Here is a 12,502-nt window from a genome sequence, read left to right on the forward strand (position 1 = left end):
TTATTGGCCAAACATCTCTCGCAACCAGCCCGGTGCTTCTTCTTGCTGTTGAACCGGTGCTGATACCGCTGTTTGTTGGCACAAACTCTGTGGATCATAAGTCCAAACCGGTAATGTTCGCCAACCACTGCCACTACAGCTAAAGCTGCCATCCTGATTAACCGCCATATCGACAATGCCTTCCGGTGGAATGTTATTCAACATCAGCGGCGTCTGATTTTCCAGATAACGGCGATATACATTCAACGCCCCTGTAGCGCCTGTCAGATTGGTCGGTCCGTTGTTATCGCGACCAACCCATGCGATCACCACTTCTTTACCATCGATTCCGGCAAACCAGCTATCACGCAGATCATTGGTAGTGCCCGTTTTACCCGCCAGATTATAACGACCAAACTTAGCATTCAGAGAACGAGAAGTTCCATTCGCCACCACCTGCTGCATACCATATAGCGTCAGATAAGCCGCCTGAGCCGGTACAGCCCGTTCAGCCTGTGGGTAACTCTGATATATCACGGTGCCATCCTCCGCGATGACAGAACGTAACGCGGAAAGCGTCGCACGATTGCCGCCACTCGTCATCGTCTGGTATTCCTGCGCCACTTCTAAAGGTGTCAAGCTAAGAGAACCCAGTAACATGGCTGGAACCTGTTGAATCACTTCCTCCGGTACGCCAAGCCGGATCAATGTGTTGCTGACATGATCAAGACCAACTGCCAATCCAAGATTCACCGTAGGAATATTCAATGAATTTGCCAGCCCATCTATCAACAGGACACGTCCACGGAAACGACGGTCATAATTTCTCGGTTCCCAAACCTTGCTGTTCGGCTGTTTTACCGCAAGAGGTTCATCCGACAGCCAAGTATTCAGTCGAAATTGATCAGGCTCACTCAATGCCGCCAAATAAGTCGAAGGTTTTGCCAGTGAACCAATTGAACGACGCGCCATCATTGCTCGGTTAAATCCAGCATACTGCGGTTGAGAACCACCAACCATCGCCCTGATTTCACCACTGATGCGATCGACAATTACCATTGCTCCTTCAAGGTCAGCAATTTTGCGAGTTTTTCTCAGGCTGGCAATCCCCTCTTCTACTGCGTTTTCAGCCGCATCTTGAGATACTGGGTCCAAAGTAGTGAAGATTTTCACGCCGGACAGATCATTCACTCTATCCCCCAGTTTGTCCTGCAACTCCTTACGAACGAGCTGCATAAACGCCGGTTGTGGGGTAATAACACCACCTTTCGGTTTTACCCCCAGTGGACGAGCACTTAATAATTTATAAAGATCTTCATCAATAATTTGCTGGTTTTGTAACAGCTTGAGCACCACATTACGGCGCTGGAGAGTGAGTTTAGGATTGCGCCACGGATTATAGAGTGAAGCGCCTTTCACCATACCAACCAGCAACGCCTGTTGATCTAAACTCAATTCATCCACGGGACGACCAAAATAGTAGAGGCTCGCCAGCGGAAATCCTCGGATCTCCCCATCACCACTTTGGCCTAAAAAAACTTCGTTCAGATACAGTTCGAGAATCCGATCTTTGCTGTAACGATAATCCATCAGCACAGCCATATAGGCTTCATTAGCTTTACGTACCAAAGTGCGTTCATTGGTCAGGAACAGGTTTCTCACCAATTGTTGCGTCAGGGTACTTCCCCCCTGAACCGTGCGCCCGGCAGTCAAGTTAGCCAGTGCTGCACGTCCAATGGAAAGAATACGAATGCCATCATGTTGATAGAAATGGCGATCTTCCGTCGCCAGCAAGGTGTTAACCAGTAAATCAGGGAAACCAGAACGCGGCACAAATAGCCGCTGCTCCCCATTGGGAGACTGCAACATGGTAATCAGCTTCGGATCAAGGCGGAAGAACCCAAACTGACGCTGATTTTCCAGATTTTCGATCCCCGCCAAACGGTTATCACTGAAAGTTAGCAGAGAGTGGATCTGCCCCTCTTTGCTGTCTGGGAAATCAAACGGACGACGCAACATTTCAATGGTTTCACCTCTGACAGAAAACTCTCCGGGACGGGTAATTTTCGTCACCTGGCGATACTGCATCCCTTCCAGCAGATGTACCATCTCTTTCTTACTGTAGTTCATGCCCGGTTCAAGATTGACCATGCGGCCATAGACCGCCGCAGGTAATTCCCAGACTCTCCCATCAATGCGATCGCGGATTTTGGCATCCAGATAGACACCATAAGCCGCCAATAATACGGCAAAAATAATGAATATCTTGAATAACAACCAGAACCAACGCCACTTTTTCTTAGGTGGACGGGAATACATTCCTTTCTTTGTCATGAGTTGATCCTCTTCATCATCGTAGTCCTCATCTTCATAGCCATTATCATCATCCAACAGATACCGTCTTTTTATTGACCGTTTACGGCGGGATACCCATTTTTTGCCTTTACGTCCGATTGGTTGACGATCTTCACCAGACATTCCAAAATTCTCCGAAACCGTTTAGATGCTATTATTGGGTTTTCATATTTTTTAATGAATTTATTCGCCGGCAAAAACAAGGGCTAAACTCTATTACGAATATTTTTTTGTCCGCCGAGTCGGTACCGTATTCGCCGGATCATCCGGCCATAAATGTTTTGGATAACGCCCTTTCATCTCTTTTTGCACTTCACGATAGGATCCTTGCCAAAAAGCAGCCAAATCCTGTGTGATCTGCAATGGCCTTTGGGCGGGTGATAGTAGTTCAAGCACCAGTGTTACCCGCCCTTTTGCCAGAGATGGGCTTTGCCGCTCACCATACATTTCCTGTATCCGAACTGATAATACCGGTGGTTTATCACTGAAATAACGGATTGCTATCCGACTGCCGGTAGGGACAGTGTAATAAATAGGCAGTTCATTATCCAGACACTGTTGTTGCTGCCAATCCAGCAAATTTTCCAGTGCCGGCAACAAATCAATCTGTTTCAGCCCTTTCAAATCACGCACACCAGTAAGGAACGGCATTAACCAATCATCAAGAGAAGCCATTAATGCATCATTATTGACTGGCGGCCACAGCATTTCAGGTAACCATTTGGCCGCACATTGGATACGGATGCACAACTGAACCGCCGCAGGTGACCAATTCAGCTCATGTAATCCCTCACTGCGTAACCAGTTTAGCAGAGCCTGTTGTAATTGCTCATCGGAAGGCTTTGCCAATCGTTGGGCTTTTACTGTCAGGCTGCCACATTGCAGCCGCTTCCAAGCCTGCAACGTCCCTTTGTTATCATCCCATTCAACGACACTCTGTTCACTGAATAAATTCGGCTGTTGCTGTATCAGTCGTTCAATATCCAGAGGACAAGCCAGCAAAATACGCGCGTCAGGATTTCTACTGTTTTGTAATAATGAAGGAGCCACCAGCCACGATTCGCCAGATAACGTTTCTTCATCATCGATTATCGTTCCCAGACCGTTCGACAGTTGAAAACGCCCTCCCTTATCCCGATTTTTGGCTATTCTGTCAGGGAAACCTTGGGCTAATAGCATTGCAGCAAATCCACCGTCTGGCTCACCAAAATGATCACCCATATTTCTAACTAACTGCTTTGCCCGCCGTAACCAATGAGCTTGTCGCTGCTCAACCCAATAAGTGATGTCCGGCTGACCATCACGGGGCGGCTCCTCCAGAATCGCGGTCAGCATAGCGGCGGTTGCCAGCATATCGGCCCCTTGTTCCAACCCCGCACATAACATCGCTGCCAGACGCGGATCACTACCGGATTCCGCCATTTTTCTGCCTCTGGACGTTAACTGACCACTGTTACTGATTGCACCTAACTGTAATAACAGCGACTTAGCCACCGCCAGAGCCGCCGCAGGTGGTATATCTAGCCAGTGCAATTGAGAAATATCATGACACCCCCACTGCAATAAGGAGAGCCATAAGCTACTGAGATCAGCATTCAGAATTTCGGGCTCACTATGCTCTACCGCTCTTTCTGCCTGTTCTTGGCTGAATAGATGCCAACACACACCGGCTTCTAACCGTCCTGCCCGACCAGCTCGTTGTGTCATAGAAGCTTGACTGATACGTTGAGTGATCAGGCGAGTCAGACCATTTTTGGGTTCAAAACGCGTCGTGCGTTCAAGACCACTATCAATCACCAACCGAATACCTTCAATCGTTAAACTGGTTTCTGCAATATTAGTCGCCAAAACAACTTTACGGCGTCCAGATGGTGAAGGTTCGATCGCTTTTTGTTGCTCAGCCAATGACAACGCACCGTATAACGGGCACAAATCGGTATCCTCAGCCACTCTCCCGCTAAGCAGTCCAAACACCCGTTGAATTTCCCCGCTACCCGGCAAAAACAACAGCACAGAACCTTGCTCCTGTTGGAGTAACCGCAATACAACGGTGGCGATACTCTGTTCAAAAGGTTGGTGAGCAGACAAAGGACAATAATGTCTGGTCACAGGAAAGCTTCGCCCTTCTGAAATAATCACTGGTGCATCAGGTAATAAAGAACAGAGCCGCTGATTATCCAGCGTCGCTGACATGATCAAAATGCGCAGATCATCCCGCAGCCCTACCTGTACATCCAGCAACAATGCCAACGCCAAATCAGCCTGCAAGCTGCGCTCATGGAATTCATCCAGAATCACCAGAGAAACCCCTGTCAGCATAGGGTCCTGCTGTAATATTCGGGTTAAAATGCCTTCTGTTACCACTTCAAGGCGAGTAGTTACACTCACTTTTGTTTCTGAACGCATCCGGTAACCCACGGTCTGTCCGATATTTTCATTCAGTTGAGCGGCAAGGCGATTAGCAACACTGCGAGCGGCAATCCGCCGTGGTTCTAACATTATGATACGCCCGGAAAAAGCGGCTTTTTTCAAAATTTCCAATGGCAAAGCCGTCGATTTCCCTGCACCGGCCGGAGCATGAAGCAGGACCTGTTGTGAATTTTTCAACGCACTCAGGACAGGTTCGACGATCTCATATACAGGCAATAAAGACACAAATACTCCATACAAAGAAAGTTAACTTTCAACCGCCTGCATTGTAGCATTGCCTGCTTCAATCTTATGCCATCCGTCATTAAGGCGTTTTTATGAAATTCTATCCACTGTGCCAATACAGGGTACAGAGAGAATATAATCATGCATAATTGCCATTGATACAGTAATATTGCGGTTTCTGTTTTTAAAAACAAATAGTTAGATTGGATATATAAATAATTTTAATGTCAAATACATTGATAAATTCATTTAATGTACTAATATTTTAATTACCTAGATTCTTAATTATTTTTACAAAGTCATGAAAGGAGTTTAAAATTAGGCTTTGAATTTTGCTTTATAAAATATGGTTTTGATAAAAATTTAAATGAATTAACAAATGAGTTTCAATTTGATGAGTTATCTACCGGAAGAATACTCTTCCGTAATACAACAAATGTATCTAAATTTAAAAGTGAAAGATATACCCAATGGATTTCAAGATGCATCGCGACGGCAAGGGAGCGAATCCCCGGGAGCATAGATAACGATGTGACTGGGGTGAGTGAGTGCAGCCAACAAAGAGGCAACTTGAAAGATGACGGGTATATTTGTTTTTATCTATAATAATGTCATCAAAAGCATATTCATTTGATAACATGAAACTCAGCTTTGTTGAAGGCGGTGATTTTTACGTTGGTAGTGTGTTTGGCGCTCAAAATTATGAATCTCATTCTAATGTTACATTAAATTCTTTTTATATCATGAAGAATGAAGTTACTTATTCAGAATATAAAGAGGTATATGAATGGGCTATATTAAATGGTTATGATTTTGATGATGGATGTAATGGGGCACATTATGAAGATTGCCTTCCTCCTGAGCAGGATGAAGGCAGGCATCCTGTGACTAGTATTAAATGGTTAGATACCATTCTTTTTTCAAATGCATTAAGTGAGAAATTAAAACTCACTCCAGTATATTTTCAAAAAGGAAATAAAATTATTAGAAAAAAAGACAAAAACTTAGAGATCTTTATAAATACAAACGCTAATGGCTATCGTTTACCTACCTTAAATGAATGGCATGTTGCAGCAAGGGGCGGAAAGCCTGCCTTACGATTAGGAAGATATGGATACTATCACTCTGGAAGCAATGATTCTAAGAAGGTGGCATGGTATCCAGAGTTTAATACAAGTAATTTTGGAACACAGGTTGTAGGTAAATTATCTCCAAACGACTTAGATTTATACGATATGAGTGGAAATGTTTCTGAATGGGTCTATGATAGTTATGAACTTGGTACAGTTAAGTTGTACTATTTTTGTGGTGGAAGTTATCTTTCCCATGCAAACAGCTTATCCAGTTGTGATAACCATAGTTCAGGATATATTATGCCAGATGTTGGATTTAGATTAGTTAGGAGCTATTTAAATGAAAAATAAATTTTACCTTATTTTTATTTTACTTTTCTCGTTTGAGGCATTTTCTCATTGCGGAAATAAGGTAAATCTAAAGGATGGAATCAATCTTATAGATTTGAATGGTGATGGAAAAAAAGATGTAATTTTTTATGCCAAATTTGAAAACAATACATCTCATCCAAGTAACACATTAACTGTTTTTATAAAAAATAAAAATGGGAAATTTAATATAGTTCCACTCCCAAATGATACTGGTTTTACTTGGTTTGATTTTAAATTATCTGCTTCTGAAATAAAAATACAAGATTACGAGCTAAGGGTAAAAAATGGAGTTTATTATATTACTTTTTTTCGCAAAAAAAATAATGATGATGACATATTTGGAGAATACCCAGTAGAATTTATTAAATATGATATAAAATATAACAATGAAGTGCCTGGTATTTCAAATTATTATTGGGATTATACTAAATCCTATCTTACAAAGAAAAAATATAAAAATGTTAGTGATGCCATGACAGAATATAATATGGAGTGTAGTTTATGAAATTTTTTTTATTTTTTTTTTTTGTTTTTTTATCTTTTTTTTGTCATTCAGGAGAAAATGAATCTTTTAGAAAAAAAATACAAAAAAAAATTGACGATAAAATATTATTATGCCTAGGTGAAACTGAATGGCCAGTATCAATTAATGAAAATTCTATATGGGTTAATGCGAACATGGAATCTCTTGTTGATGCTGGATTAGTGAAATTGGATTTTAAAAGAGGAAAAAATAAATTATGGAACTTAACCAAGTTAGGAAAAAAAGAATTTAATAAAAATGGTGATTTTTGTTACGGTAGAATGATGTTAAAAGACATTCTAAGTATAACTTACATAAATAAAAAAAGAGGGTTTATAGTTTTTAACTACTATGTGCATTTATTACCTGAATGGGCTAAAAGCAAATCAATAAGATTCGCATATTCTTATCTAGATAATATTATTACAGGCATTGACAATGAAAAATATCAAATTGAATTTGAAAAATCTGACACTGGGGTTATTAAAATAATAAGTGATCCTGTTCAACTTGAAATTCTTTACTAATTTTAAGCGATAATAGGGGTTTCAAAAGCAACGGAATAATACACTCCGTTAAATAACTATTTAATGGCAGATTCGACTAAATATACATTACACCTGCTGGATAGTCTTGGTATTCAGCATAAAAACAGTTTTATGAAACATCGTTCAAAAGCAGTTATTTCGGATAAAGATTACTCCAGCCAATCATTACGTAGCCGATTAAAAAAATCAGGGAATAAAAGTGATAATTCCGTATATACCCTATGGATTTCAAGATGGATCGCGACGGCAAGGGAGCGAATCCCCGGGAGCATAGAGAACTATGTGACCGGGGTGAGTGAGTGCAGCCAACAAAGAGGCAACTTGAAAGATGATGGGTATAAATCAAACGAAAAATCCCGGTCAGATAGACGGGTAAAATTCGACCATAAGACGAAATGTTGTGGAAAGATGTTTTGGTCGACTGAAAGAACATTGTAGCATTGCCTGCTTCAATCTTATGCCATCCGTCATTCAGGAGTTTTTATGGAATTCCATCCACCTTTACAATCTGCCACGCTAATTCGTCGCTATAAACGCTTCCTGGCTGATGTCATCACACCGGAAGGTGAAACACTGACTATCCACTGTGCCAATACAGGTGCCATGACTGGCTGTGCGACACCGGGAGATACGGTTTGGTATTCCACCTCCGATAATCCAAAACGTAAATACCCAAACAGTTGGGAATTGACAGAAACACCGGCTGGTCACTGGATTTGTGTCAATACGCTCAGAGCAAATGATTTAGTCGCCGAGGCTATTGCACAAAATGCCATTCCAGAATTTTCTGAATATAAAAAAATCAGCCGGGAAGTGAAATATGGCGAAGAGAACAGTCGGATAGATTTACTGTTACAAGCAGAACAGCAGGTTAATTGCTATATTGAAGTGAAATCAGTGACACTGCTCCAAGAAAATTGTGGCTATTTCCCAGATGCTGTCACGACCCGCGGACAGAAACACTTGCGGGAATTGCAGCACATAGCAGAACAAGGGCAAAGAGCTATTTTATTTTTTGCTGTTCTGCATTCTGGGATCAATCAGGTCGCGGCGGCTGCACATATTGATCATAATTATTCATCTCTTTTGGAACAAGCGCAAAACTCTGGGGTCGAAGTTATCTGTTACCAGGCCAACATGACGGGAAAAGGGATGGTTTTAGGCGATAAGTTAACTTTTTTACTGAAATGATTAACTTACCGACTCACCTAATATTTGCAGCCCGGTTGTACAAGGTGTAAAGGCGTGCAATACATTTGCTTTCACACCATTGTGAAACTAATGGCAGGAACAATTGCCAACCCATGCTCCATCTGCTATTTATAGCGGCCTGTTTTTTTCCCCCGCTAGGGGTTTGTTTGATAGTGCGTGTGTAGGAGAAGTATTATGCAAGAAGGGCAAAAACGTAAAACCTCGTCCTTAAGCATTCTCGCCATCGCTGGGGTAGAACCTTACCAAGAAAAGCCAGGTGAAGAATACATGAACGATGCCCAGTTGGCGCATTTCAAGCTAATTCTTGAAGCATGGCGCAATCAGCTCAGGGATGAAGTAGATCGTACTGTATCTCATATGCAAGATGAGGCAGCGAACTTCCCTGATCCAGTTGACCGTGCGGCGCAGGAAGAAGAATTCAGTCTTGAATTACGTAACCGCGATCGTGAACGTAAATTGATTAAGAAGATCGAGAAAACCCTGAAAAAAGTCGAAGATGACGATTTCGGTTTTTGTGAATCCTGTGGCATCGAGATCGGCATCCGTCGTTTGGAAGCCCGTCCAACCGCAGATTTGTGTATTGATTGTAAAACCCTAGCCGAAATCCGTGAAAAACAGATGGCTGGCTAATTAATGGTGTTCCGAATACGGCGTCTTTATGACGCCGTATAAACAACCCCGCTGATCTCCATATGATAAAATCTGAACGTCCCCAGGCTTATATTGGGCGTTTCGCCCCATCACCTTCTGGTGACCTGCATTTTGGTTCATTAATCACTGCCATTGGCAGCTATTTGCAGGCCCGTGCTTGTCAGGGAAAGTGGCTGATACGTATTGATGATATTGATCCGCCTAGAGAAGTTCCCGGTGCTGCCGGCCGTATTCTTCACGCACTTGAGCATTACGGTTTACATTGGGATGGTGAAATTCTCTATCAATCTCAGCGCCATGAGGCCTACTGTCATGTCCTTAATCAATTGCAACAACAAGGTTTAAGTTATTACTGCACCTGTACCCGTCAACGTATTCACCAGATTAATGGTCTTTATGATAGAAACTGCCGTGAATTAAATTTACCCATTGATCATGCAGCAATTCGATTCAAACAGCGTCATCCGGTTTACGGTTTTGAAGATAAATTGCAAGGATATCTGAACGCCGATCCGGTCATGGCTGAAGAAGATTTTATTATTCACCGTCGTGACGGTTTATTTGCCTATAATTTAGTGGTTGTTATTGATGATGATTACCAAGGGGTGACCGAAGTGGTAAGAGGGGTTGACTTGATTGAACCAACCGTCCGTCAGATTGCGCTTTATCGGCAGTTAAATCTCAAAATACCTGACTATATTCATTTACCACTCGCTCTGAATAAGGATGGCAATAAACTTTCCAAACAGAATCATGCTCAGCCGATCCCATTGGATGATCCCCGACCATTACTGATTGAGGCATTATCTTTCCTTAATCAATCTGTTATAGAAAACTGGCAAGATCTTTCTCGTGATCAATTGTTGCAAAAAGCAACAGCACATTGGGATCTGGACCGAATTCCACGACAAGGTAAAATACACATAGATAACATGAATAAAGTTACGGTTAGTCATAACAACCATTCTCAAAAAATACACAGTAGGCTATGATTAGCCGCTGTTTTTTATTTGTTTTACATGATTAGTTACTTATCGAGGTGTACCATTTTTAACCGAGTAGCAAATTTCTGCCGTAACTTATTGATCCGCGAAGGGAAAAATAACCGCGAACTACAGGCAGCCAGTGAAAGGCCAGTCACCGGATCTGACCGTTCTGCTCAAGAAGAGTACGTAACTCTTCACTCTAATCGCCAAGCCCCTTATCAACCCTTATCTAATGTGGAGATACCAAGGGAGGTTGAACAGGAGAACCCTCATTCGGATTTATCGATAACGATAATTCCACGGGAACAACATCGTATTTCCCGCAGAGATATCAGTGAAAATGCACTGAAAGTCCTTTACCGTTTGAATAAATCCGGTTTTGAAGCCTATCTGGTTGGCGGTGGTGTCCGTGACTTATTACTCGGTACGAAGCCGAAAGATTTTGATATTGCCACCAATGCCACGCCAGAACAGGTGCGTAAATTATTTCGCAACTGCCGTCTGGTTGGACGCCGCTTTCGCTTAGCTCATATTATGTTTGGTCAGGAGGTGATTGAAGTCGCAACATTCCGTGGTCCACATGAACAAACGGGTTCTGATGATAAAAATCAGTCACAACAAGCACAAAGCGGTATGCTACTGCGGGATAACATCTTCGGTTCAATTGAAGAAGATGCTATGCGCCGCGATTTCACCATAAACAGCCTCTATTACGGTATCAATGATTTCTCTCTGCGTGATTATGCCGGTGGCCTTCATGATCTGGAAACCGGTGTTATCCGCTTGATTGGCGATCCTGAAACCCGCTATCGAGAAGATCCAGTAAGAATGCTGCGCGCGATCCGTTTCGCTAGCAAACTGAATATGACCATCAGCGAAGGTACCGCCGAACCTATTTCTCGTTTGGCTTTTCTGCTGAGTAATATTCCACCTGCCCGTCTGTTTGAAGAATCTTTAAAACTTTTACAAACCGGTCAAGGCTACAGCACTTATCAACTTCTGCGCGAATACCGCCTATTTCAACCACTTTTCCCATTGATTCAACGCTATTTCACCGAAAATAACGATTCACCAATGGAACGTATAGTCAATCAGGTTTTGAAGAATACCGATTACCGGTTACAAAATGATAAACGGGTTAACCCGGCGTTTTTATTCGCCGCAATGCTCTGGTATCCACTGATCGAACATGCGGAAAAGCTATCTCAAGAAGGTGGTCTGGCTTACTACGATGCTTTTGCATTGGCGATGAATGACATTCTGGATGAGCAATGCCACTCCATTGCCATTCCTAAGCGCCTGACAACCATCATGCGTGATATCTGGCAATTACAGTTACGTCTGCCACGCCGTCATGGTAAGCGGGCAAATAAGCTGATGGAACACCCTAAATTCCGTGCTGCCTATGATTTGCTGGAACTGAGAGCCAATGTTGAAAATCGCAATGAGCTCAAAGAGCTTGTCCATTGGTGGGGAGAATTTCAGCAAGTCAATGCATCACAGCAACGGAGTATGATTTCCGAACTGGGCAGTGAGATTGTCCGTCGTCGTACACGACCACGCCGTCACTATAAACCAAGACTGAGCAGGAACGGCTGATAATTATGGCTCGTGTTTATATCGCTGTTGGTAGCAATCTGGCAGAACCTATGCAGCAAGTAAAAAATGCACTTGCTGCATTAAAAGATTTACCGGAAACAGAATGTATTGCCTGCTCCTCACTGTATCGTACTAAACCGATGGGGCCGCAGAATCAACCTGATTTTCTGAATGCGGCAGTCGCACTGGAAACCACGCTAACACCGGAAGAATTACTCAATCACACTCAGGCGATTGAACTGACCCAAGGACGGGTAAGAAAAGATGAACGCTGGGGGCCAAGAACACTTGATCTGGATATCATGCTATTTGGTGATCAAGTGATTAATACCGAACGCTTAACGGTACCCCACTACGGACTAAAACAGCGCGAATTTATGCTCTACCCGTTAGCTGAAATTGCCCCTGATCTTATATTTCCTGATGGGGAAGCTTTATCTGAAAGACTGAAACACATCCCAGAAAACGGCTTGGCACTCTGGCTGCAACCGCAGTCCTCTGATTCTAATCACTACATATAGGGATCTCAGTTCAGTCCGTGGCCGATTT

General features: G+C 42.8%; 12 protein-coding genes. 10 read left to right on the forward strand and 2 right to left on the reverse strand.

Features of this window, described 5'->3' with window-relative positions; genetic code table 11:
• The gene (mrcB, locus tag AACQ38_RS11510) at positions 1–2,457 is read right to left on the reverse strand and encodes a bifunctional glycosyl transferase/transpeptidase (protein ID WP_165578172.1); all 2,457 of its coding nucleotides are present in this window, start codon (positions 2,455–2,457) and stop codon (positions 1–3) included.
• Positions 2,458–2,550: 93 nt separating this feature from the next.
• Complete coding sequence (gene hrpB, locus AACQ38_RS11515; RefSeq protein WP_165578173.1) at positions 2,551–4,989, reverse strand: ATP-dependent helicase HrpB; 2,439 nt, start codon at positions 4,987–4,989, stop codon at positions 2,551–2,553.
• A 339-nt stretch (positions 4,990–5,328) separates the two neighbouring features.
• Here hrpB and AACQ38_RS24085 point away from each other — a divergent pair, with 339 nt between their 5' ends.
• From AACQ38_RS24085 to folK, 10 genes are all read left to right on the forward strand, one after another.
• The gene (locus tag AACQ38_RS24085; RefSeq protein WP_165578209.1) at positions 5,329–5,595 is read left to right on the forward strand and encodes a carbapenam-3-carboxylate synthase domain-containing protein; all 267 of its coding nucleotides are present in this window, start codon (positions 5,329–5,331) and stop codon (positions 5,593–5,595) included.
• Between the two features lie 2 nt (positions 5,596–5,597).
• Positions 5,598–6,413, forward strand: coding sequence for a carbapenem biosynthesis protein CpmF (gene cpmF / locus AACQ38_RS11520; protein WP_242685572.1), 816 nt, complete (start codon positions 5,598–5,600; stop codon positions 6,411–6,413).
• Entirely contained in the window at positions 6,403–6,939 is a 537-nt protein-coding gene (cpmG, locus tag AACQ38_RS11525; protein WP_165578175.1) for a carbapenem biosynthesis protein CpmG, read from the forward strand. The genes cpmF and cpmG overlap by 11 nt, the downstream gene beginning before the upstream one ends.
• A complete protein-coding gene (gene cpmH, locus AACQ38_RS11530) occupies positions 6,936–7,484 on the forward strand; it encodes a carbapenem biosynthesis protein CpmH (RefSeq protein WP_165578176.1) in 549 nt (182 codons plus the stop codon). The genes cpmG and cpmH overlap by 4 nt, the downstream gene beginning before the upstream one ends.
• Before the next feature lie 63 nt (positions 7,485–7,547).
• Positions 7,548–7,943: a hypothetical protein gene (locus AACQ38_RS11535; RefSeq protein ID WP_165578177.1), complete on the forward strand. Its 396-nt coding sequence runs from the start codon at positions 7,548–7,550 to the stop codon at positions 7,941–7,943.
• 45 nt (positions 7,944–7,988) lie between these two features.
• The gene (gene sfsA, locus AACQ38_RS11540; RefSeq protein ID WP_165578178.1) at positions 7,989–8,696 is read left to right on the forward strand and encodes a DNA/RNA nuclease SfsA; all 708 of its coding nucleotides are present in this window, start codon (positions 7,989–7,991) and stop codon (positions 8,694–8,696) included.
• Positions 8,697–8,891: 195 nt separating this feature from the next.
• Entirely contained in the window at positions 8,892–9,347 is a 456-nt protein-coding gene (gene dksA, locus AACQ38_RS11545) for an RNA polymerase-binding protein DksA (RefSeq protein ID WP_011145244.1), read from the forward strand.
• 62 nt (positions 9,348–9,409) lie between these two features.
• Positions 9,410–10,360, forward strand: coding sequence for a tRNA glutamyl-Q(34) synthetase GluQRS (gene gluQRS / locus AACQ38_RS11550; RefSeq protein WP_165578179.1), 951 nt, complete (start codon positions 9,410–9,412; stop codon positions 10,358–10,360).
• A gap of 90 nt (positions 10,361–10,450) precedes the next feature.
• Positions 10,451–11,953 (forward strand): polynucleotide adenylyltransferase PcnB, encoded by a 1,503-nt coding sequence (pcnB, locus tag AACQ38_RS11555; RefSeq protein WP_228957153.1) that lies wholly within the window; start codon positions 10,451–10,453, stop codon positions 11,951–11,953.
• 5 nt (positions 11,954–11,958) lie between these two features.
• Positions 11,959–12,474 (forward strand): 2-amino-4-hydroxy-6-hydroxymethyldihydropteridine diphosphokinase, encoded by a 516-nt coding sequence (gene folK / locus AACQ38_RS11560; RefSeq protein ID WP_058588552.1) that lies wholly within the window; start codon positions 11,959–11,961, stop codon positions 12,472–12,474.
• Positions 12,475–12,502 lie beyond the last annotated feature (28 nt).

The organism is Photorhabdus sp. RW14-46 (genome assembly GCF_963887965.1).
Classification (GTDB): domain Bacteria; phylum Pseudomonadota; class Gammaproteobacteria; order Enterobacterales; family Enterobacteriaceae; genus Photorhabdus; species Photorhabdus laumondii.

What these genes read in the sequence shown, in the direction of transcription:
- cpmF (WP_242685572.1), top strand. Translation starts at nt 5,598, where the DNA reads ATGTCATCAAAAGCATATTCATTTGATAACATGAAACTCAGCTTTGTT.
- gluQRS (WP_165578179.1), top strand. Translation starts at nt 9,410, where the DNA reads ATGATAAAATCTGAACGTCCCCAGGCTTATATTGGGCGTTTCGCCCCA.
- dksA (WP_011145244.1), top strand. Translation starts at nt 8,892, where the DNA reads ATGCAAGAAGGGCAAAAACGTAAAACCTCGTCCTTAAGCATTCTCGCC.
- mrcB (WP_165578172.1), bottom strand. Translation starts at nt 2,457, where the DNA reads ATGTCTGGTGAAGATCGTCAACCAATCGGACGTAAAGGCAAAAAATGG.
- cpmH (WP_165578176.1), top strand. Translation starts at nt 6,936, where the DNA reads ATGAAATTTTTTTTATTTTTTTTTTTTGTTTTTTTATCTTTTTTTTGT.
- folK (WP_058588552.1), top strand. Translation starts at nt 11,959, where the DNA reads ATGGCTCGTGTTTATATCGCTGTTGGTAGCAATCTGGCAGAACCTATG.
- sfsA (WP_165578178.1), top strand. Translation starts at nt 7,989, where the DNA reads ATGGAATTCCATCCACCTTTACAATCTGCCACGCTAATTCGTCGCTAT.
- cpmG (WP_165578175.1), top strand. Translation starts at nt 6,403, where the DNA reads ATGAAAAATAAATTTTACCTTATTTTTATTTTACTTTTCTCGTTTGAG.
- AACQ38_RS11535 (WP_165578177.1), top strand. Translation starts at nt 7,548, where the DNA reads ATGGCAGATTCGACTAAATATACATTACACCTGCTGGATAGTCTTGGT.